The organism is Polynucleobacter sp., from assembly GCF_040400325.1.
Lineage (GTDB): Bacteria > Pseudomonadota > Gammaproteobacteria > Burkholderiales > Burkholderiaceae > Polynucleobacter.
The window spans coordinates 12,677-31,659 of sequence record NZ_JBBAQK010000007.1 but is presented as its reverse complement, the minus strand read 5'-3'; the positions used below and the strand labels follow the sequence as shown (position 1 = coordinate 31,659).

Sequence of the window (18,983 nt, the reverse complement as noted above, 5' to 3'; positions counted from 1 at the left end):
CAGAATGGTTTCTTTTAAAAAATCTAATCTCAGCTCATTTCAAGAGCGCATTCATATTGCGACTTTATTTGTCACGTTTTGTTTTTTACTTTTAGTTGTTCGTTTAGCATGGCTGCAGTTGGTAAGTCATAACAAATATCACTTGCTTGCTGAGAGTAACCGTATTGCCTTAGTGCCTGCGCCGGCAAATCGTGGACTCATCATTGATCGCAATGGCATTGTGATCGGTAGAAATTATTCTGCACTGACCCTCGATGTGAATGCTGGGGAGGTAAAGGGGAATGTAGATCAGTTAATTGACGATCTTTCTCAAATTGTGCTGATATCTCCTCGGGACCGACGTAACTTCAAGAGATCTTTGGAAGATTCCAGAAATATGGGGACTTTTCCCTTGCGCTCCATGTTAACCGAAGCAGAAACAGCCCGATTTATGGCGAATCGCTACCGCTTCCCGGGAGTAGAAATCCGCGCCAGGAGCTTTAGAGAATATCCCTATAACGATCTCGCCTCACATCTCCTGGGGTACATTGGCCGCGTTTCGCAAAGAGATAAAGAGCGGATGCAAACTGAAATTGAAGGGGCTAAGGCGGATGATCCTGATGCATTGCAAACGTCTTTTCTTTCTGGCATTCAATATGTTGGAAAAATTGGTTTGGAGCAAAGTTATGAAAGTATCTTAAGGGGCGTACCTGGATATGATCAAGTAGAAATTACTGCTGGTGGAAAGCCAGTGCGCACTTTAGCGAGCTCGCCATCGGTACCAGGCAAAAACGTTATCCTCTCGGTTGATATCAAATTGCAATATTTGGTTGAGCAGTTATATGGCAATTTTCGTGGTGCATTTGTTGCCATCGAACCAGAAACCGGTGACGTACTTGCATTTGTTTCCAAACCCAATTTCAATCCCAATGATTTTGTGGAAGGCATTGATTCAGTGACGTGGAAAGAATTAAACGATTCCCCACAAAAACCTTTATATAACCGTCCACTCAAAGGAATCTATCCTCCTGGCTCGACTTATAAACCCTTTATGGCCTTGGGGGCCCTGGAAAATAAGAAGCGTACGCCATCACAAAGCATTTCTGATCCTGGGTACTTTGAATTTGGTAACCACACTTTTCGAGACGATAAAAAAGGTGGTCATGGCGTCGTTGATATGCAAAAGTCTATTGTTGAGTCTTGCGATACCTACTATTACCTATTGGCTAGAGATATGGGCGTTAACATGATGCATGACTTCATGAAGCCCTTAGGTTTTGGCCAAATCACCGGCATCGACCTAAATGGTGAAGCTAAAGGAGTGCTCCCATCAACAGAATGGAAGAAAAATACCTTCAAAAAGCCAGAACAACAAAAATGGTACGAAGGCGAAACGATTTCTTTAGGCATTGGTCAAGGCTATAACTCTTTTACTATTTTGCAATTAGCCCACGCTATGGCAAACGTTGTTAATAATGGCATTGTCATGAAGCCCCATCTTGTCAAAGCGGTCGAAGACCCCTTTACACGTAAAAGAACTTTAACTACACCAAAAGAAAGTTATCGCATTAACTTTAATCAAGAGAATATTGAGGTAATCAAAAAGGCAATGGTTGAAGTGAATAACTCAGGTACCTCTGCAACTGCATTTAAAGGCATAAGTTATACAGTAGGGGGGAAAACAGGAACATCGCAAGTCTTTAGTTTGAACTCGAAAGAATATAACCACAGCTCTACGGCAGAATTCTTACGGGATCATGCCTTATACGTAGCATTTGCTCCCGCAGAAAAGCCAACTATTGTCATCGCTTTGGTGGTAGAAAATGCTGGTTTTGGCGCGCAGTACGCTGCACCAATCGCACGCAAAGCCTTAGATTTTTATATTGAAGGTAAATGGCCTAAGGAGGTTCCAGAATGGAAAAGGGCTCCGTAAAGAAAATAAAATCTGTTTTCTATGGCCTATTTTCTGGTCTTGACCGCCAGCTAGGCTTTATTCTACTTGGCTTAGCAGCTACTGGTTTTTTTACATTTCTATCGTCAAGTCAAAATACTCCTGCACTCATCACCGATGAATTACGCAATCTTGCACTCTCATTTGCAGTAATGTGGGTAGTTTCTCGCGTTCCTCCAAAATGGCTCGAGATGGCTGCGGTGTGGATTTATAGTATTGGTATAGCCTTACTCATTGCGGTGGCTGTATTTGGTTTAATTAAAAAGGGTGCGCGACGTTGGATAAACCTTGGCATCGTCATCCAACCATCAGAGCTGATGAAAATTGCTATGCCTTTAATGCTGGCATGGTACTTTCATAAACGTGAAGGGATTCAAAATGCTTGGGACTATGCTGTAGCAGCAATCATTCTCGCAATTCCTGTTTTCCTAATAGCGCGCCAACCTGATCTTGGAACTGCTTTACTAGTATTTGCAGCTGGGCTATATGTCATTATCTTGGCAGGTTTGCCCTGGAAATGGATTCTGCCTTTTATTGTATTAGGTGTTATTGGCATTCTTCTCATCATTATTTTTGGCAGTACTATTTGCGCTCAGGATGTTATTTGGCCATTAGTACACAACTATCAAAAAAATCGTATTTGTACACTACTAGATCCCAGTAGTGATCCACTAGGAAAAGGATTTCATACTATTCAGTCGATGATTGCAATTGGATCTGGGGGATTCTTTGGTAAAGGCTGGTTCCAAGGTACACAAGCACATTTAGAATTTATTCCAGAAAAACATACTGACTTTGTATTTGCGGTCTTCTCTGAAGAATTTGGATTTATAGGCAATCTCGTTTTGCTTGGCTTATTTTTTGCTTTGATTAAAAGGGGTCTTGCAATCTCTGCAAGTGCGCCAAATTTATTTACGCGCCTCTTGGGTGCCTCAGTTACGATGATTTTCTTTACATATGCGTTTGTCAACATTGGCATGGTTAGTGGATTGCTTCCCGTTGTAGGAGTACCGCTACCTTTTATCAGCTATGGCGGAACAGCGTTGGTGACATTGGGGTTCGGGGCTGGTATCTTAATGAGTATTCATCGACATCGTCGCTTGGTACAAAGCTAATTCAAACCTTAATCTTTCATGAAATAAAAAAGCCCGGCAAGCCGGGCATTTTTATTAACAAAGCAGAAATTACTTCTTACGCTTGTTAACTGAATCTTTAAATGCTTTGCCGGCAGAAAACTTAACAGTCTTAGCAGCAGCAATTTTGAGTGGCTCACCAGTTTTTGGATTACGTCCCATACGTGCAGCACGCTTACCAGAGGAAAAAGTACCGAAGCCGATCAGTTGTACTGAATCGCCTTTAGTAACTGCTTTAATGATTTGCTCAATAGCTGAATTCAATGCGAATTCAGCTTTGGCTTTTGAGATCTCCGCGTCGTCAGCAATCGCTGCGATTAGTTCGGCTTTGTTCAAGTGAAGCTCCTTATAGATATTGATGTAGGCGCACATTGCGCTTACATTATTTTAACCACAAAAAATTACAAAAATAAAGCTGCATTACAACAATATTAAAACCACTGCTGATTATTCATCCAAAACAAGGACATCGGAAACGAAATATTCTGTATCTCCAAAGCAGCTCGTAGGTAGGCCAATATGCTGTTCATATTTTAGTGCTACTTTTTTTCCTAGATTAGCATTTATTTTTTGTGCGACCGAGTCTTCGCGCACCGTAAAAAGGAATTTTTCCGACATAGTTCCTGGCATTGAAACAATGGCTAATTCACCCTCCCATGTTTTGCATATAAAACCACGGTGAGAGAATTTTTGAACATAGCCTGCTCGCTCACCACTTCCATAACTCCATGTCAGCATCAACCAGGTATAGCCTGCGAGACCAACTAAGCCAATTAAAACAAGGCTTAAGAGCCATTTTGTAAAGCCATTCATGCGATATTCTCCCTAGTTACTCATCCACACTAACCCTTATTGGGCGCTTAAATGCCCCATTTAAGTATATTCGCACTGCCTACTGGCGCTTATTTCATCAGCAAGTCAGCGACATCACAAAGCAAATGAATCAAGATTTATGGCTTCAGAATCTGCACAATTTGCTCAGGACTAATCGGCCCCCAAATTTCTAAGCACTTTTTACGGCTATTTTGACCAGAAATAAACTGAATCTGCTTTTGTGGGACTTTGAGCTGTTTAGATAACCATGCCAATAAAAGCTCATTGGCCTTATTTTCCAGGGCTGGAGCTTGCAGAGATATCTTCAAACAATCGCCATAAGTACCGACTGTTTTAGTTTGCTTAGCCCCAGGCTGGCAATGCAAATTTAGGATAATTCCGGTAGGGGTTTGCTTTAACCAAATGGGCGTCATTAAAGTACTTTAAACTCAATACATGATTATGAAGAATTCCATGGCATTAGAGCACCTATTTGCAAATAATCGCGAATGGGCAGATGAAATGATTGCCAAAGATGCCGATTTCTTTAAGCGTCTTGTCAACCAACAAGCTCCCGAATACCTTTGGATAGGTTGCTCTGATAGCCGTGTACCCGCTAATGAAATCGTCAATTTGCTTCCTGGAGAGCTATTTGTTCATCGTAATGTTGCAAACGTTGTCGTGCATACTGACTTAAATTGTCTCTCAGTCATCCAATTTGCAATTGAGCTACTGAAGGTTAAACATATTTTAGTAGTGGGCCATTATGGTTGTGCAGGTGTTCATGCTGCCCTGAGCGATCGCCGCATTGGACTAGCAGACAACTGGCTACGGCATGTCAAAGATGTTCACCAAAAGCATGAGCGCTACCTCGGTGAGGTGCTAGCCACCCCAAAACGTCAAGACCGTTTATGCGAACTCAATGTCATTGAGCAAGTTGTCAACGTATGTGAAACCACTATTGTTAAAGATGCTTGGGCCAATGGTCAAGATCTAACAATTCATGGCTGGACCTACCGACTAGATACTGGGATCGTGAACGACTTAGGAATGTCCTGTAGTTCTATAGAAGAAATGAAAAAGCGTTACGCTAAAACACTCATACGTTACGACGACGAGTAAAGCCAGATTGCTAAAACCCATTGTTAATTATGCTGGGCTAGGCTTTTTAAAGCTTGTGTCATTGTTGCCCTACAACGCTATAGTGGCATTTGGTCATAGCCTAGGATTTATCGCCGCCCGCGTCCCCGGAGAGCGTAATCGAGTTGTGAAGACTAATCTTCAGCTCTGCTTTCCTGAATATGATGCTGCTGAAATTGATCGCCTAGCTAGAAAGCACTGGCGCTTACTAGGCCGCAGCATTGCTGAGAAAAGCCTTATTTGGCTTGGTAATATCCAGCAATTAAGTAAGATGATCGAGGTCAAGTCAGCGGTTGACCTTTCCAGTAGAAAACCCCGCATCTTAGTCAATATGCATTTCACTGGAATTGAAGGTAGTATTATTTTGAGCGCCCTCGCTAAAGAAAAGAATTGGCCGCGCACTTCTGGATTTTTTCAAAGAATGAAAAATCCCTTCTTTAATCAAAAAATGATCGACTGGCGTAATCGCTTCGGGGGTAACTCAATTGATCGCCAGGGCAATTCAATCGAAATCATTCGAGAAATACGTCGGGGCAGCTTTATCATCATCGCCCCTGATATCGATTTAGGATTGAAGGATTCTGTATTTGTTCCTTTTTTTGGCATTCCAACAAATACGATTACTGCAGTTTCACGATTGGCAAGAATTACGGGCGCTGAAGTTTGTTTGATGACTACCACTTTAAAAAAGGATGAATCAGGCTACCTTTGTGAAATTTCAAAGCCCTTAGAAAATTTTCCAGGGTCAGACCCTATAGCGGATACGGCTCGACTAAGTCAATGTTTTGAAAATGAAATTCGCTTGCGACCTGCTGAATATTATTGGGTCCACAAGCGCTTTAAAAATCGCCCTCAGGGTGAAGCAAACCCCTATTGAGCTTTTTCAAATCAAGACTTTTTCTTTCAATGGCTAAGAAAGTACACTAATGTCGGATAATGCAGTGATGGAAGAAAAAGTTCGTGTCTCCAAACTCTTATCTGAATTAGGGCTTTGCTCACGTCGTGAAGCAGATGCCTATATTGAACAGGGTCTAGTGACTGTTGATGGTGAAGTCGTTAATGAACTAGGGGTCCGCGCATTTAGACATCAAAAGATTGCATTGCAATCAGTAGCAAAGGCCCAACAGGCATCGCGTATCACCGTCATTCTAAACAAACCCGTAGGCTTTATTTCTCACTATGATGACGAGCAAGAATATGAACCAGCTGCCTCCTTAATTACCCCAGATAACTACTTTGCAAGCCCCTTGGATAAAGGTAAAAATCCGCGTTTCAATACGAAGGGTCTTGCCCCAGCTGGCCGCTTAGATATTGACTCGAGTGGTATGCTGGTCTTAACCCAAGATGGTCGAGTAGCCAAGTTATTAATCGGCGAAAGCAGTCCAATTGAAAAAGAATATCTAGTACGTGTAGAAGGCATGCTTTCATTTGAAGATTTAGATCGCCTCAGACATGGACTTTCGCTAGATGGTGTTGCACTGAAACCAGCTCAAGTAAGCTGGCAAAATGAAGATCAACTACGCTTTGTATTGCGCGAAGGTCGCAAACGTCAAATTAGACGGATGTGCGAGATGGTTGGATTAAAAGTGATTGGTCTAAAACGCGTCAGAATGGGTCGAATCTCTTTAGGGCCACTTCTACCTGGGAAGTGGCGATTTTTAAAGCCTGGCGAACAGTTTTAAGTAAGGCTGCCCGCTTATAATGCTGTCCAAACCCAGTTTAATAAGCGCAGAAATACCATCGATACCAACATCCCAAGCGCTCCAGGAGCAGAAGTATTACGACGCCGTAGCTTTGCTATCATCTCTCACCCAGATGCGGGCAAGACAACGCTTACGGAAAAATTGCTGCTCTATGCAGGGGCCATTCAAATTGCGGGAAGTGTAAAAGCTCGCAAAGCAACACGACATGCTACATCCGACTGGATGGAGATTGAAAAGCAGCGGGGGATTTCAGTGGCTAGCTCGGTAATGCAAATGGAATATCGTCATTGCATTATTAACCTTCTAGACACACCTGGACACCAAGATTTTTCAGAAGATACTTATCGTGTATTAACTGCCGTTGATTCTGCTCTGATGGTAATTGATGCAGCTAATGGTGTTGAATCTCAAACATTACGCTTGCTCGAGGTTTGTCGAGCCCGCAATACGCCTATTGTTACCTTCATCAACAAGATGGATCGAGAAGTAAAGCCACCAATGAAGCTGATGGATGAAATTGAATCAGCCCTTGGCATTGAAGTGGTGCCCTTTACATGGCCCGTTGGGATGGGTAAATCTTTCGCGGGTGTGATTGATATTGCTAACTCGCAAATGCGCATGTTTAAAGCCGGCGAAGATCGTGTTACCGAAGATTCACATGCCATTATTGATATTCATGATCCAGCCCTAAAAGAGCGCCTTGGTAGCGATCTCGAAAATGCTTTAGCTGAAGTAGACTTAATTAAAAGTGCCATGCCCGCATTCAATCGAGAGGCATTCTTAGCAGGACATCAATCGCCTGTATTTTTTGGCTCTGCAATTAATAACTTTGGTGTACGCGAAATTCTCAATACCTTAGTTGAATTGGCGCCATCACCGGGACCACGAAAAGCACTGCAGCGAGAAGTCATCCCTGCTGAAAGTAAATTTTCAGCAGTGGTCTTTAAGATTCAGGCCAATATGGATCCGGCACATCGTGACCGCGTCGCTTTCTTGCGCATCTGCTCAGGCCACTTTCAACGAGGTATGAAATTAAAAATTTGCCGCAATAATAAAGAGATTCGTACAAACAATGCTTTATCTTTCCTATCGCAAAGACGGGATATTTTGGATGAGGCTTTCCCTGGCGACATCATAGGCTTGCCTAATCATGGCCTCTTGCGACTAGGCGATACCCTCACAGAGGGCGAACAACTACAATTTACTGGTTTGCCCTTTTTTGCCCCTGAGATTTTCCGCATGGTTGAATCTGCAGACCCATTGCGCACCAAACAATTAAGAACCGGCTTAATGCAATTAGGTGAAGAGGGTGCTATTCAAGTATTTCGGCCTATGGGAGGCGGCATCATGCTACTGGGCGCATTTGGCCAATTGCAGTTTGAAGTGGTAAGTCATCGCCTTCAAACCGAATATGGGGCTGAAGTGCGCTTATTACCAGCTAGATATAGTCTGGCTCGTTGGGTAAGCTCGGATGATCCTGTGGCATTGAAAAAATTCACACAAGAAAATATACATCGCATGGCTGAGGATGTTGTCGGTGCCGCTGTTTTCTTGGCAACCCATAAGTCAGAGCTAGTGGTTGCACAACAACGCTGGGAATCCATTCAATTTCATGCTCTAAGAGAGCATGCCGGCTTAATCTATCAATCTGAATTAGCTGGTTAACGCTGCATCTTGCAGTCGAAGACTGCTACAAACTGAGTATCGCTACTTCTATAGGCGGCCATCTTGCCAAACTGTGCGCAATAAGCCTTTGCATGGACTGTCAACTGTTCAATCGACTCGCCGTTACTATTCAGAAAAGTAACGTGATTCGCGTCTGAAGCATCGGTAAATACAGCAGCACATGAGGCCAAGCAGGTTACAGCAAGCGATATCAATAAATAAGCCTTCATTTGAACCTCTCAGCAAGGGCGCTTGTAATCTTACTAGCTAAAGGCTTATGGATCACTATGCAAACTATCGCTACTGGATAAACCAGCAGCCAAACTTCTAGCCACTCCCAAAAGAAATTGCTAGTAAAGCCGGTATGGACAGCAGTCGTGACCAGCGTAATGCTAACTGACATTAAGAAGCCCATGACAATAGAAAAAATGAAGTCTGGTAGATTAATCATGCCCTAATCATAGCAACTATCTTTTTAGCTGTTATTCTGAATGATGATCACTATTCTGCGCCCTAGATAGGGAAATCATGTCAAAATAGCTCACAGATCTATCATTCAATCACTCTAGGAAAATCAAATGGCTGTAAACCAAAACCAAAAGAATCGAAAAAGTAATCCCATGCTCACCAAAACTGGGAAGACGCGCTTAGGTCCTCTGAATCTTGCTCAACTGACCAAGTTATTAGAGACCAGCACTAAACCAAAAGAAAAAGATAAGATTCAGCGGGCACTAAATAAGCTCACTGTGGCATCAGCCTAAATACCAAGCCCCGCACTCTCGGGGCTTTTTAATATCTAGGCCCTCTTAATTAACGTTCTTTTTCCTAATATCACCGTAGACACAACTAAAACTGCAAAGACCACATTCATCCATGTGAGCGAGTCGCCCAGTAAAATACTCGCGACGATCAAGGTGCAAAATGGCTGTATTAACTGCACCTGACTTACCCGTACAATGCCTCCAATTGCAAGACCCTCATACCAAAAGAAAAATCCGAGGAACATTGGAAAAAGGCTTAGATAAATAAATATGGACCACGCAAAAGCACCAACATTTAGATAGGCAGAATCAAAAGTCAAATAACTAAAAACAATATTGGCGGGTAAAGAAATCACTAAAGCCCAAGAAATGACTGCGCGAGGATTCATTTTTCTTGAAAGCTCACCACCCTCAACATAGCCTATACAAGCACAAATACCTCCGAGTACTAGCAATACGTCTACCAGAGTAAAACTGCCGGAACTTTTTAAAAGGGCATAGGTGACCACTAAAGCTGCCCCTAATATAGATACCATCCAAAATCCTATTGATGGTCGCTCCCCAAAGCGAATTGCCCCAATCACGGTAGAAGCTAAAGGCATCATGCCAAGAATCACGGCACCATGCGATGAAGATCCGTATGCCATAGCGACAGTTGTCAAAATGGGGAAACCAAAAACGACCCCTAAGGCAATTACGACAAGCTTACCAATATCGGCCTTAGCCAACATAGGCTCTTTAAGAATAACAAGGTAAGCTAATGCAAGCGCGCCTGCGAGAGTAGCCCTGCCAAATGCAATGAAATATGGATCAAAACTGAGTACCGCGATCTTAGTTACTGGCAAAGTCAGACTAAAAATAAGAATGCCCACAAATCCAATCAGCATTCCCTTAGTCTCTTTATTCACTATTACCCTTTTAGTCTTATTCAATAGATTGTATTAACAAACTTCTCAATGGGCCTGTAATATATGTTTGTTGATGAAAGAAGTGCCCACATTGATGCTTTATTTACCTCCCCTATGGCAGCAGCACCCAAGGAATCAAGATGATTACTTATCGTGATGAGGCCCAGATTACCGCGGCACAGGCCATTGATCTCTATATTCGCTCAAGCCTTGCTGAACGCAGGCCTGTAGATAATCTACAAACCTTTAAGTCGATGCTTAAACATGCCAATCTCACCATCACCGCCTGGGATGGTGATCAATTGATAGGCATCTCTCGGTCCTTGACCGACTTTGCTTATGTCGCCTACCTGGCAGACCTAGCAGTCGATCAGAAATACCAACAGCAAGGTATTGGGAAAAAACTCATTGAAGAAACCCAAATACACCTTGGGCCAGACTGCATGATTGTGTTACTAGCAGCCCCTAATGCAAATGATTACTATCAACATATTGGCTTTGAGCACAATCCGCGAGCATGGACGCTAAAGAAATAAATTAACCTTTATGATCTCGTTATGAATACAACTCGCTTTTGCTTAGTGCGTCATGGGGAAACCAATTGGAATGTTGAGGGCCGCTTACAAGGCCACACTGATGTCGACCTGAACAAACGTGGAATTACTCAAGCAGCCCAGATGGCGAAGGCTATCAAGGCGATTAATCTCCAATTTGATGTGCTCTACACCAGCGATTTGCAGCGTGCTGCTAAGACTGCAAATGCTATAGAAAAATTATTTAATACAAAGGCTATTGTTGATAGCTCATTAAGAGAGAGGCATCTCGGCGCATTTCAGGGGATCACGACCAAGGAGGCTCCACAGTTTGACGCTGAACTTTGGAAAAGTCATATCAGCAGAGATATTCATCAAGAATTACGTGGCGGTGAAAGTATTGCCCAGCTTGCACTGCGCGTTCAAAAAGCTCTTGAAAAAATTCGCCTACAACATCTAGGTCAAACCATTTTGGTGGTGAGCCATGGCGGTACCCTTGACATGATGTATAGGCTCGCCAGTAATCAAGCTCTTGACGCTGAAAGAGCAATCTCTGTGCCTAATGCATCATTGAACTGGATTAGTCACGATGGCAGCTCGTGGAAAGTAGATCGCTGGGCAGATACTAGCCACCTCGATACGCTCGCTCTAGATAACTTAGACCTATAGCCCTGAAAATCAAATACGCCACTGCAGTGACCTGAAGTGGCGTATTGATTAGGACACTGGCCTTATTTAAGAGAATGCTTTGCCTGTTCAGAGGCACAGAAATCCACAATCACATCAGCAAAATTTAAATACCGTACATTGCTTTTTCTAAAGCTATCAAGCTCTGAAGTAAGAAGAGATGCTTGGGCTTTAAATCCAGCGTCCTCATAGCCTGGATGATATGGGGCCTCTTCAACAAATTTGTTAGTCATGTGTTTTTCCTTAAGTTAGCATGCGCCCAATTGCAAAAAGCTATTGAGCAAAATGAATCATGTAAATGAACTTAAACCCACTGATGTAGGTCGCTATAAATTACCAACTTATGTCATTAGAGTGTGCATACAAATTCTCCCAAATACAGCCCATCAGATACATGAAATCCATGTAGATGGATGCCGCTCCCCCTGTCCCTGATACCTGAGAGATTCACACTAAGCCTAGCTTAGTGCTTGCTCCTTCGGTGCGCCATAAAGATGGCGACTCTCCAGACGGCTATTTAGGATAAGCAGTACCTTCCTGGTGGATACCTGAGCGTTCATGGGAGTTTGCGCCTTCGGTGGAGGGATACCCCTCACTCTCCTGCTTTGATAAATTATATCCTGATACTTATAAAAAATTGCTAGTTTTATCGTCTTTTGAGCCTACCAAGGCAAGGCTGGTAGGACAGGCTTAAGTCCCGCCTTTTGAATCGTGGGCGCTGCTTTAGGCGACGCTAGAAATGCAATCAAATCTCGAGATGCGGCTAAGTTAACTGCGCCATTTGTAATGCCCGCGGAAAATAAAACCGTCTTTTGGGCTTCCGGGGGTAGCTCCCCAATAAAATCTACCCCGGGGATGGGCAGCAGTTCGCTCACTTGCTGAAAGCCTAATTCTGCTTCACCTCTAGCCACAACGGAAGCAACTCGCTCGCTATAAATCTTTCTGGCCGTTTTATCCATTTGCTCTGCAATGCCCATTTTAGGAAATAATTCGGTAGATAAATACACGCCACTAGCACTGGCAGAGTAAGCAACCAACTTAGCCTTCAGCAAAGCTTGCCTTAGGCCTGCCATAGTGCTGATATCCGGTTTAGGTGCGCCACTTTTGACGACCGCCCCCATTACGGAGGCTACTAAATCTACCCTGGTGCCAGACTGCACAGCACCACTTTTTATAAAACCCTCCAAAGCAGGGCTTGCCAAAATCAGTACATCAAACTTTTCTCCGCGTCCCAATCTTGTAGGAATGGAATCGGTAGCAGCCCCCATTGAGGACCCATATGAAATGATGACCTTATTAGGAGATTGCTTTTCATATTCAGGAACCAAAGTTTTTAATGCTTCAGCAAAAGCCCCCGAAGTAATGACCTGAATATCAGCAGCAAGTGCACTGCCTAAGAGTAAAGTGCTAAGAAGAAAAGAAAATGCTGTGTTTTTAAAAGCGTTCATCATATTTTTAATCAACCGTTATTTTTTCCGATTTTTAACCAGCTTTGTCCATTCTGCCGCTTGTGCTTCAATAAATTTTGCTACCTAGGCTGCCAACCTTTTCCTTGACTTCAGAAGACATCAGCAATTTTGAAATTACATCTGAAATGATTACCAGAATTTCTGTTGATGCGGTAACTAGCATCACACTCATTCATGCCTGAAATACTACGCCTAAATCCAGCGCCCTAAGGATGGTTTTTCTTGGTCAATAATGATGTATATTCATTTTCTATAGGCAATTAGTATCACTTCATCAGGAGACGTCAATGCAAATTCGGTCCTTTGTTTATAGTTCGATCTTGTGCTGTATTTCATCCGCCACACTTGCACAAAACTCAAAATTTTCTGGTCCCTATGCGCAATTTGGTATTGGCTATCAAACTGCATCGCCTTCTTTTTCCAATACAAGCCTAAGTGCAGTAGGGCAGACTCTTACGCCGACTGTTTCCGTTTCAAATGCTAGCGGCTTTACTGGCACAGTTGCAGCAGGATATAACTTTTTCTCAGGCACGCCCTTATTGCTAGGGCTAGGCATTGAATACACCCCATTTCCAACTTCGAATGCGACTGCCTCTGCAAGCTATAGCGGGAGCGTCGGTACTTATCAAGACTCCGCCTCAGTCCGTGTCAATAACTCGTTAAATATTTTTATAGCCCCAGGATTGGCGCTGGATCAAAACAAGCTTTTATATGGCAAGGTGGGCTATACCGGCTCAAGCGCCAATGGCGTAAATACCGACTTTTATATGGGCGGCACCAGCCTTGGTTTTGGTTATAAACAGATTATTAGCGAAGGCTTTTATGGATTTGCTGAATATAACTATGTTAACTATGGAAGCCTCAATCGCTCACTCAGTGGTAATTTAAAAACATCCGCAAACGTCAGCGTTCCAGCCACACTTAATTCAACCGTCACTGCCACCTCCACAAACCTACTATTTGGCTTGGGCTACCAGTTCTAAGTTAATGACCAATACAAGCAACTGGCATATCTCCAATTGGAGTGCCAGGAACGCAATTGACACCCTTAGGCGAATAGCTTCTTGCAAGACAGCCGCTTAAAAGAAGCGTGAATAGCAGTGTTATCAACAGTAGGGGTCTTTTTTTCATGTCGGCACTTTACAGGGTGAGGTTGAACTTAAGGTAGATTAAAAAATAGAGTATTGCAGATATTTTCAATCTTTGCTGATGCGATCTTTTGCATGCAGAAATAATTTTTTGCCGGTGATATTCAAAGCCAAAGAAATGATTGCAGTAAAAATACCCGTGACAATTGCTTCTGTAGCAAAGCCCCCAAAGTGACTTGGGTGCACAATCAAATCAGCAACAAATACTGTAGCGCCTGTGATTGCAGCAACAATATATTGATTGTTAAACCAGCGACGAGAAAAAAGGGAGAAAATTAATACCCCAAGCCCAGTCAGAAAACCTGTTTCAAGCGCCTTTTGAAGGTGTCCCATGGTGGCTAACCAAATATTGCCCTGAACCATAACCAATAAGCAAGCTGGGGTAGCCTCACAAAACAGAGTAATGAATAATTTAAATTTTTGAGCAAGCATATTGACTCATATTAATATTTTTTCCAGCCCTTAGGAAAAACTAAAGTATGAGCCTCGCCATTTTCTAGCATGGCGTCTAAGCCGATCTCTTTAATCTGCTGCACCAGCTCTTCTGTATAGGGTGTTCCTACCGCCAATACTTCTTTCGGCATTGTGAGCTCTGATGAAAGAGTAATCTCCAAATCCATCGTTTTTTGTAATTGCCACAATTGACTTAAGAGCCCTTCATAAGGAAGACCAAAAAGGGGGGTGTGGATAAGATATTGAGGCCAAGTATCGACACGCCACTGACGAATACTCTCTAAATGCAGGTCGCCAAAGACCAAACGACCAATCTGAGCGCCTGTTTGCGTAACAATTAAATTGAATGCCTCCTCAATGCTCGTCTTGTAATCTGTATTGGGAAATAATGGTACGAGACATAAGGGTAGCTTTAGAAATTCTGCTTGCTTTGCAATGTTTTTAATATGAATATTTTGAATTGAGACTCTGCTAGTCAATGCGCCAAAGCTTGTTAGTAGGATGACCTTCTTTTTCTCCTGAAGCAAGTGCTGTAAGGCCAATAAACTATCTTTACCACCAGACCAAAATAAAATATCGACACTCTCATCACTGCCAGACCAATTCATGAGCGCGGGCGCAGAAAATGACTGCTTGATAAGATTGGGATCGCCAACATTAATATGGCCATAAGGGCAATGCCTACAAGAATTTCCACAACAGGCGCCTTGCTTCAGAAGGGTCTTGCTCGTCAGAACCTGATATCCCGAGCTAGGATCTATATAGGTATCGCGTCCAGCATTACAGGCCGCCAGGTGCAGACTATCAATGTCAGCGTTCAAGCTAAAACCTCTTGAGTAAAATGAGATTGAGGATATCGAGCAATCGAATCAAACGCCTTTAGCTGTAATTGCTCCCTGAGTTGCTCGTTATGTACTAGCGCCACGCAGTGGCTTACCAGATCTTCATATTTCGAAGCACAAATACCATCTTTATAAATAGAGTCTATTGACGTTGCCTCATTGACCTCTCCAACAACTGCTACAGAATTAGTGAGCAAATAGAAAACTCTGATAATCTCAAAAATTTGCGATTCGTAATAATGGTGATTTAACACTACCTTGGAGCGCTCTATCCATTGATCTCGCTCTTGACCATAGACGCCGAATAAGGCTTTTACCTTAAGCCCTTTGAGCTCGAGCTCATCCAAAATTGCTTTTCTTCTTTCATTTATTGAGCCATAAAATAAGACATCAATATCTTTTGGTTTACCTAAATCAAGTCGAGCAAGCTCTTTCTGATAACCAATTTTTAAAAGCTTTGTTTTATCTATTCCAAGTTGTGTAAATTTTTCGATATTTTTGGGACTGTAATCCCATATCTGAAAATGTTTTGCCCAAGCAAATATGGGTTTATTCCAATCCGTTTCGCCGTATACCTGCTCTGTGTTGAGCAAAATAGTAGAAGCTGGAAGCTCAGAAATAAATCTAGGATCTAGGAGGTGACAACCAATCAAGATATTGGTGGCATTAGGGTCAGGATTATTAAAGCCAAAGCTTGCCTCATACCCAAGATCTTTTAATGAAAAGTGCAGCAACTCACCCAGCTCTAAAAAAGCATAAGAGTGTATGTAGTTATCTGGCTGAACTAAGCAAATATTAAATCGAATCATTTAGGCCTTATCGGGACTCTTTTGGGTTATGAGGTCCGCATAGGCAATGCATAAGTACTGACCATCCACCATTTTCCAAATACTTAAGCGAGGTGAATAATCTGGTGACAACTCTTTACCATCTTGATATTCAAGTGCAGCAAGCCAAAAGCTCACGACCAGGTTATCTCCAGATTGAGTAATCTTAAAGTCTTTAAATTTAACCGGCCCAAGATTCATCGCCTTCATTAAAGTCATGGCGCTTTCACGATCACAAGCCCCATCCATGCCAACAAATTGACAGGCTGGATCTAACATCCGCTCCAGTGCCGTCCAATTTTTATCTTGTATGTATTGAACTGAAAGACGCTCTAATTTCTCGGCTAAATTTTCAAGCCCACTCTGAGACATTAGCTGATTCATATGATTCCCTCAATGTATTGGGATCATCATACAAGACTCCATACTAATGAAGTTAAGCAGTGGGATAAATTAAAACCGCTCTATCAACAGATTAAAACTTGAGCAAAGTCCATTCGCTCAGATTAATCTTGCCATCCTTATCTTTATCTGCAGCATCAAAATTGAGAGTTGGGATGCCGGCCTGCTTCGCTTCTTTGCGAGAAATGTGACCATCTTTATTTTTATCAATCACAACGAATGAACGAGGAGGTGGATTTGTTTTACTGATATCTGGCGGGGTTGGTGATTGAGCCATCGTTAACGATGGTGACAGAAAAATGACTGCTAATAAAACGCCTTGAATATTCATTGCTACCCCATTCTTGTCTGCGTAAAGTACTTAGTAGCATATTACTACCTTAAATAATTTCTAGTACCTTGCTTAAGGAACGGCCTTCATAGTTTGGCCTGTCTCCAATCTCTTCATATGGATGTCCAAGGCGATTCACCCAAAATACATCGAAACCAAACCACTTCGCCGCTAGGGCGTCCCAAGCATTGCTAGAGACAAATAAAATTTCATTTTTACTGACGGAAAATTCTTTTAATAGAAGCTCGTAGGCCTGTGGAGCTGTTTTAAATAAACGAACATCCTCAATGGTCACGACCTTATCTAAATAAGGCCTCAAACCGTTACTTTGCACTACTGTTGCCAGCATATCTTTACTGCCATTAGATAAAATAGCAGTAGAAAGGCCTCTTTCTTTAATACTCTTGAGCACCGTTAAGCTGTCATCATAGCCCGTGAGCTTGGCATACTGATCCATTAAGCGCTTTTCGTTTACCGCGTTGAGCTCTAAACTCATTCGCTTACAAACATAGTGCAGTGATCGTATCGTTAAGTCCCAAAATGGCAAATAGTATTTACTGCCGGAAGGGCTGGGATCACTCAAGGTAACTAGGCGGGTATATTCAATCTGTCGATCACGCCACATTAAAGTTAATGCTTGCCCATGACCTGGAAATAATTCTTCTGCTAGTTGCGCCATGGAGTAAACATCAAATAATGTCCCATAAGCATCAAAAGCAATGAGCTGATACTTACTAGACCCTGCAGCGGGATTCATTGCCTCTACCATCTAACTCCATCACTACTTTTTAGACTTATATTTTTGGATAGACCCTTTTAAATCAGAGTATTCCTCGCAACCAAAAGTGCAAGCTTTATCTAATCTGGCCAATAGTGCCTCAGCCCCAGGCAAATCATTATTCATTAACTTTAGCTCTCCGTAATACTCGAGAGCCCCGCGATGCGTTGGATTTATTTTTAATGCGGCTAGATAATATTTTTCAGCACCAATTAAGTCAGGCGGCTGTTTTTTGCGAAGACTGTAGCCCAATAAATTATTCCAATCAGCTGAACTGGTTTCATTAGCGTCCTGTAATTGCTTTATAGCCTGATCGTATTTTTGAGCCTTAATGCTTGCCCTTACATCAGTTAACCAAATCGAGCCTGGCTTAGCAGGCTCTGTATCTGCCGCTTGAGATAGTCCAATCGTCAAAAAGAGCAATAGAAGGATGGGGAATATTTTTTTCATTTGAGCGCCTATAGAGAAGAATATGTCTTTATAAACCGATTCTGTAATTTCTGCCAAAGCCAGGGCAAAAGAAAAAACCACCCGAAGGTGGTTTTGCGCATACATGATGTGCATATGCAAAAGCATTAAAAAATGATCCCAGAGCTCCTAATTATTCAATAATCCGAACGATTAAATCTGGAAGTCCGTCGACATGACCTTTAAGAACATCGCCTTTTTTAACTGCAGCTACGCCTGCTGGCGTTCCAGAAAAAATCAAATCGCCAGGCTCAAGCGCGAATAATGTCGATAAGTAGGCAATAGTATCTGGCACATTCCAAATAAGCTGATTTAAATCACCCTCTTGACGTAACTCATCGTTGACAAAAAGTCGTACGGCACCATTGCTTGGATGGCCGCATTGACTAACAGGCATCAAGGCAGAACAAGGTGCAGACTGATCAAATGCCTTGCCGGTATCCCAAGGGCGACCCATTTTCTTTGCTTCACCCTGCAAATCACGACGAGTCATATCTAAACCAACCCCATAACCCCAAACATGGTTAAGAGCCTCTCCAGGAGCAATGTCTGTGCCACCTTTGCCAATCGCCACAACCATTTCAATTTCGTGATGAACATCCTTCGATAAGCTTGGATAAGCCATATCCTGACCGTCTGTCACGATCGCAGTAGCTGGCTTCATAAAAAAGAAGGGGGGCTCTCGGTCGGGGTCATGTCCCATTTCACGAGCATGATCTGCGTAATTTCGCCCAACACAAAAAATTCGATTTACTGCAAAACGGCGAATATCGCCTTCCACAGGAATGGAATTCACTTTAGGGGGATCAATCACAAATTCGGTGCTCATTACTGTTCTCTCCAGGTTAATTAAATGTTCTCTATTGGGGTTCTAGTTTGAATAAAAGATATGGTCCCCTACCAAAAAGTGACTATACCAAATTGGTGGTGGGTAGCCAAAGATTATGCTATTTTAGTCAGGCGACTTTTCCCAAAATAACAATTAGGAGACT

At 42.6% G+C, this 18,983-nt stretch carries 26 protein-coding genes and 1 riboswitch; of the genes, 10 read left to right on the top strand and 16 right to left on the bottom strand.

The window, feature by feature from the left end:
* Positions 1-4: 4 nt before the first annotated feature.
* Positions 5-1,912: a penicillin-binding protein 2 gene (gene mrdA / locus ABWP14_RS06820; RefSeq protein ID WP_353202222.1), complete on the top strand. Its 1,908-nt coding sequence runs from the start codon at positions 5-7 to the stop codon at positions 1,910-1,912.
* Positions 1,894-3,045: a rod shape-determining protein RodA gene (rodA, locus tag ABWP14_RS06815; RefSeq protein WP_353202221.1), complete on the top strand. Its 1,152-nt coding sequence runs from the start codon at positions 1,894-1,896 to the stop codon at positions 3,043-3,045. The genes mrdA and rodA overlap by 19 nt, the downstream gene beginning before the upstream one ends.
* A gap of 69 nt (positions 3,046-3,114) precedes the next feature.
* On the opposite strand, the gene ABWP14_RS06810 is transcribed toward rodA, so the two are convergent.
* The 3 genes from ABWP14_RS06810 to ABWP14_RS06800 all read right to left on the bottom strand — a co-directional run bounded on the left by ABWP14_RS06810 (position 3,115) and on the right by ABWP14_RS06800 (position 4,310).
* A complete protein-coding gene (locus tag ABWP14_RS06810) occupies positions 3,115-3,435 on the bottom strand; it encodes an HU family DNA-binding protein (RefSeq protein ID WP_353202220.1) in 321 nt (106 codons plus the stop codon).
* A 75-nt stretch (positions 3,436-3,510) separates the two neighbouring features.
* The gene (locus tag ABWP14_RS06805; protein WP_353202219.1) at positions 3,511-3,876 is read right to left on the bottom strand and encodes a DUF8785 domain-containing protein; all 366 of its coding nucleotides are present in this window, start codon (positions 3,874-3,876) and stop codon (positions 3,511-3,513) included.
* 137 nt (positions 3,877-4,013) lie between these two features.
* Positions 4,014-4,310 (bottom strand): DUF167 domain-containing protein, encoded by a 297-nt coding sequence (locus ABWP14_RS06800; RefSeq protein ID WP_353202218.1) that lies wholly within the window; start codon positions 4,308-4,310, stop codon positions 4,014-4,016.
* A gap of 22 nt (positions 4,311-4,332) precedes the next feature.
* On the opposite strand from ABWP14_RS06800, the gene can reads away from it, so the two are divergent.
* The 4 genes from can to ABWP14_RS06780 all read left to right on the top strand — a co-directional run bounded on the left by can (position 4,333) and on the right by ABWP14_RS06780 (position 8,384).
* The gene (gene can, locus ABWP14_RS06795; protein ID WP_353202217.1) at positions 4,333-4,998 is read left to right on the top strand and encodes a carbonate dehydratase; all 666 of its coding nucleotides are present in this window, start codon (positions 4,333-4,335) and stop codon (positions 4,996-4,998) included.
* 7 nt (positions 4,999-5,005) lie between these two features.
* A complete protein-coding gene (locus ABWP14_RS06790; protein WP_353202216.1) occupies positions 5,006-5,893 on the top strand; it encodes an LpxL/LpxP family acyltransferase in 888 nt (295 codons plus the stop codon).
* Between the two features lie 67 nt (positions 5,894-5,960).
* Complete coding sequence (locus ABWP14_RS06785) at positions 5,961-6,698, top strand: pseudouridine synthase (RefSeq protein ID WP_353202307.1); 738 nt, start codon at positions 5,961-5,963, stop codon at positions 6,696-6,698.
* Positions 6,699-6,815: 117 nt separating this feature from the next.
* Positions 6,816-8,384, top strand: coding sequence for a peptide chain release factor 3 (locus tag ABWP14_RS06780; protein ID WP_353202306.1), 1,569 nt, complete (start codon positions 6,816-6,818; stop codon positions 8,382-8,384).
* Here the strand turns inward: ABWP14_RS06780 and ABWP14_RS06775 are convergent.
* Both ABWP14_RS06775 and ABWP14_RS06770 read right to left on the bottom strand, forming a co-directional pair.
* A complete protein-coding gene (locus ABWP14_RS06775; RefSeq protein ID WP_353202215.1) occupies positions 8,381-8,614 on the bottom strand; it encodes a hypothetical protein in 234 nt (77 codons plus the stop codon). The two genes, ABWP14_RS06780 and ABWP14_RS06775, sit on opposite strands and share 4 nt — an antisense overlap.
* Positions 8,611-8,835 (bottom strand): DUF2798 domain-containing protein, encoded by a 225-nt coding sequence (locus ABWP14_RS06770; protein WP_353202214.1) that lies wholly within the window; start codon positions 8,833-8,835, stop codon positions 8,611-8,613. The genes ABWP14_RS06775 and ABWP14_RS06770 overlap by 4 nt, the downstream gene beginning before the upstream one ends.
* Positions 8,836-8,962: 127 nt before the next feature.
* Here ABWP14_RS06770 and ABWP14_RS06765 point away from each other — a divergent pair, with 127 nt between their 5' ends.
* Positions 8,963-9,145, top strand: a complete 183-nt coding sequence (locus ABWP14_RS06765; RefSeq protein WP_353202213.1) for a hypothetical protein — start codon at positions 8,963-8,965, stop codon at positions 9,143-9,145.
* A gap of 35 nt (positions 9,146-9,180) precedes the next feature.
* Here the strand turns inward: ABWP14_RS06765 and ABWP14_RS06760 are convergent, their stop codons facing one another.
* Positions 9,181-10,053, bottom strand: a complete 873-nt coding sequence (locus ABWP14_RS06760; RefSeq protein ID WP_353202212.1) for a DMT family transporter — start codon at positions 10,051-10,053, stop codon at positions 9,181-9,183.
* 140 nt (positions 10,054-10,193) lie between these two features.
* On the opposite strand from ABWP14_RS06760, the gene ABWP14_RS06755 reads away from it, so the two are divergent.
* On the top strand, positions 10,194-10,589 hold the full coding sequence (locus ABWP14_RS06755; RefSeq protein WP_353202211.1) for a GNAT family N-acetyltransferase: 396 nt from the start codon (positions 10,194-10,196) through the stop codon (positions 10,587-10,589).
* Positions 10,590-10,610: 21 nt separating this feature from the next.
* Positions 10,611-11,255, top strand: a complete 645-nt coding sequence (locus ABWP14_RS06750) for a histidine phosphatase family protein (RefSeq protein WP_353202210.1) — start codon at positions 10,611-10,613, stop codon at positions 11,253-11,255.
* A 62-nt stretch (positions 11,256-11,317) separates the two neighbouring features.
* Here ABWP14_RS06750 and ABWP14_RS06745 read toward each other — a convergent pair whose 3' ends face one another.
* The gene (locus tag ABWP14_RS06745) at positions 11,318-11,506 is read right to left on the bottom strand and encodes a hypothetical protein (RefSeq protein ID WP_353202209.1); all 189 of its coding nucleotides are present in this window, start codon (positions 11,504-11,506) and stop codon (positions 11,318-11,320) included.
* A 182-nt stretch (positions 11,507-11,688) separates the two neighbouring features.
* A riboswitch (glycine riboswitch) is annotated at positions 11,689-11,792 on the bottom strand.
* Between the two features lie 143 nt (positions 11,793-11,935).
* On the bottom strand, positions 11,936-12,724 hold the full coding sequence (locus ABWP14_RS06740) for a substrate-binding domain-containing protein (RefSeq protein ID WP_353202208.1): 789 nt from the start codon (positions 12,722-12,724) through the stop codon (positions 11,936-11,938).
* A gap of 305 nt (positions 12,725-13,029) precedes the next feature.
* On the opposite strand from ABWP14_RS06740, the gene ABWP14_RS06735 reads away from it, so the two are divergent.
* Positions 13,030-13,725 (top strand): outer membrane protein, encoded by a 696-nt coding sequence (locus ABWP14_RS06735; RefSeq protein WP_353202207.1) that lies wholly within the window; start codon positions 13,030-13,032, stop codon positions 13,723-13,725.
* 213 nt (positions 13,726-13,938) lie between these two features.
* Here ABWP14_RS06735 and ABWP14_RS06730 read toward each other — a convergent pair whose 3' ends face one another.
* From ABWP14_RS06730 to ABWP14_RS06695, 8 genes are all read right to left on the bottom strand, one after another.
* Entirely contained in the window at positions 13,939-14,322 is a 384-nt protein-coding gene (locus ABWP14_RS06730; protein WP_353202206.1) for a hypothetical protein, read from the bottom strand.
* Between the two features lie 11 nt (positions 14,323-14,333).
* Positions 14,334-15,164: a Dph6-related ATP pyrophosphatase gene (locus ABWP14_RS06725; protein ID WP_353202205.1), complete on the bottom strand. Its 831-nt coding sequence runs from the start codon at positions 15,162-15,164 to the stop codon at positions 14,334-14,336.
* A complete protein-coding gene (locus ABWP14_RS06720) occupies positions 15,161-15,994 on the bottom strand; it encodes a CgeB family protein (protein ID WP_353202204.1) in 834 nt (277 codons plus the stop codon). Before ABWP14_RS06720 ends, ABWP14_RS06725 begins: the two co-directional genes overlap by 4 nt.
* Positions 15,995-16,396 (bottom strand): nuclear transport factor 2 family protein, encoded by a 402-nt coding sequence (locus tag ABWP14_RS06715; RefSeq protein WP_353202203.1) that lies wholly within the window; start codon positions 16,394-16,396, stop codon positions 15,995-15,997.
* Between the two features lie 91 nt (positions 16,397-16,487).
* Entirely contained in the window at positions 16,488-16,745 is a 258-nt protein-coding gene (locus ABWP14_RS06710) for an EF-hand domain-containing protein (RefSeq protein ID WP_353202202.1), read from the bottom strand.
* 49 nt (positions 16,746-16,794) lie between these two features.
* On the bottom strand, positions 16,795-17,502 hold the full coding sequence (locus tag ABWP14_RS06705) for a haloacid dehalogenase type II (RefSeq protein ID WP_353202201.1): 708 nt from the start codon (positions 17,500-17,502) through the stop codon (positions 16,795-16,797).
* 24 nt (positions 17,503-17,526) lie between these two features.
* On the bottom strand, positions 17,527-17,973 hold the full coding sequence (locus ABWP14_RS06700) for a hypothetical protein (RefSeq protein WP_353202200.1): 447 nt from the start codon (positions 17,971-17,973) through the stop codon (positions 17,527-17,529).
* A gap of 151 nt (positions 17,974-18,124) precedes the next feature.
* Positions 18,125-18,820, bottom strand: coding sequence for a fumarylacetoacetate hydrolase family protein (locus ABWP14_RS06695; protein ID WP_353202199.1), 696 nt, complete (start codon positions 18,818-18,820; stop codon positions 18,125-18,127).
* Positions 18,821-18,983: the final 163 nt, after the last annotated feature.

What these genes read in the sequence shown, in the direction of transcription:
- mrdA (WP_353202222.1), top strand. Translation starts at nt 5, where the DNA reads ATGGTTTCTTTTAAAAAATCTAATCTCAGCTCATTTCAAGAGCGCATT.
- rodA (WP_353202221.1), top strand. Translation starts at nt 1,894, where the DNA reads ATGGAAAAGGGCTCCGTAAAGAAAATAAAATCTGTTTTCTATGGCCTA.
- ABWP14_RS06810 (WP_353202220.1), bottom strand. Translation starts at nt 3,435, where the DNA reads ATGTGCGCCTACATCAATATCTATAAGGAGCTTCACTTGAACAAAGCC.
- ABWP14_RS06805 (WP_353202219.1), bottom strand. Translation starts at nt 3,876, where the DNA reads ATGAATGGCTTTACAAAATGGCTCTTAAGCCTTGTTTTAATTGGCTTA.
- ABWP14_RS06800 (WP_353202218.1), bottom strand. Translation starts at nt 4,310, where the DNA reads ATGACGCCCATTTGGTTAAAGCAAACCCCTACCGGAATTATCCTAAAT.
- can (WP_353202217.1), top strand. Translation starts at nt 4,333, where the DNA reads ATGATTATGAAGAATTCCATGGCATTAGAGCACCTATTTGCAAATAAT.
- ABWP14_RS06785 (WP_353202307.1), top strand. Translation starts at nt 5,961, where the DNA reads ATGGAAGAAAAAGTTCGTGTCTCCAAACTCTTATCTGAATTAGGGCTT.
- ABWP14_RS06775 (WP_353202215.1), bottom strand. Translation starts at nt 8,614, where the DNA reads ATGAAGGCTTATTTATTGATATCGCTTGCTGTAACCTGCTTGGCCTCA.
- ABWP14_RS06770 (WP_353202214.1), bottom strand. Translation starts at nt 8,835, where the DNA reads ATGATTAATCTACCAGACTTCATTTTTTCTATTGTCATGGGCTTCTTA.
- ABWP14_RS06765 (WP_353202213.1), top strand. Translation starts at nt 8,963, where the DNA reads ATGGCTGTAAACCAAAACCAAAAGAATCGAAAAAGTAATCCCATGCTC.
- ABWP14_RS06755 (WP_353202211.1), top strand. Translation starts at nt 10,194, where the DNA reads ATGATTACTTATCGTGATGAGGCCCAGATTACCGCGGCACAGGCCATT.
- ABWP14_RS06750 (WP_353202210.1), top strand. Translation starts at nt 10,611, where the DNA reads ATGAATACAACTCGCTTTTGCTTAGTGCGTCATGGGGAAACCAATTGG.
- ABWP14_RS06745 (WP_353202209.1), bottom strand. Translation starts at nt 11,506, where the DNA reads ATGACTAACAAATTTGTTGAAGAGGCCCCATATCATCCAGGCTATGAG.
- ABWP14_RS06740 (WP_353202208.1), bottom strand. Translation starts at nt 12,724, where the DNA reads ATGATGAACGCTTTTAAAAACACAGCATTTTCTTTTCTTCTTAGCACT.
- ABWP14_RS06735 (WP_353202207.1), top strand. Translation starts at nt 13,030, where the DNA reads ATGCAAATTCGGTCCTTTGTTTATAGTTCGATCTTGTGCTGTATTTCA.
- ABWP14_RS06730 (WP_353202206.1), bottom strand. Translation starts at nt 14,322, where the DNA reads ATGCTTGCTCAAAAATTTAAATTATTCATTACTCTGTTTTGTGAGGCT.
- ABWP14_RS06720 (WP_353202204.1), bottom strand. Translation starts at nt 15,994, where the DNA reads ATGATTCGATTTAATATTTGCTTAGTTCAGCCAGATAACTACATACAC.
- ABWP14_RS06715 (WP_353202203.1), bottom strand. Translation starts at nt 16,396, where the DNA reads ATGAATCAGCTAATGTCTCAGAGTGGGCTTGAAAATTTAGCCGAGAAA.
- ABWP14_RS06710 (WP_353202202.1), bottom strand. Translation starts at nt 16,745, where the DNA reads ATGAATATTCAAGGCGTTTTATTAGCAGTCATTTTTCTGTCACCATCG.
- ABWP14_RS06705 (WP_353202201.1), bottom strand. Translation starts at nt 17,502, where the DNA reads ATGAATCCCGCTGCAGGGTCTAGTAAGTATCAGCTCATTGCTTTTGAT.
- ABWP14_RS06700 (WP_353202200.1), bottom strand. Translation starts at nt 17,973, where the DNA reads ATGAAAAAAATATTCCCCATCCTTCTATTGCTCTTTTTGACGATTGGA.
- ABWP14_RS06695 (WP_353202199.1), bottom strand. Translation starts at nt 18,820, where the DNA reads ATGAGCACCGAATTTGTGATTGATCCCCCTAAAGTGAATTCCATTCCT.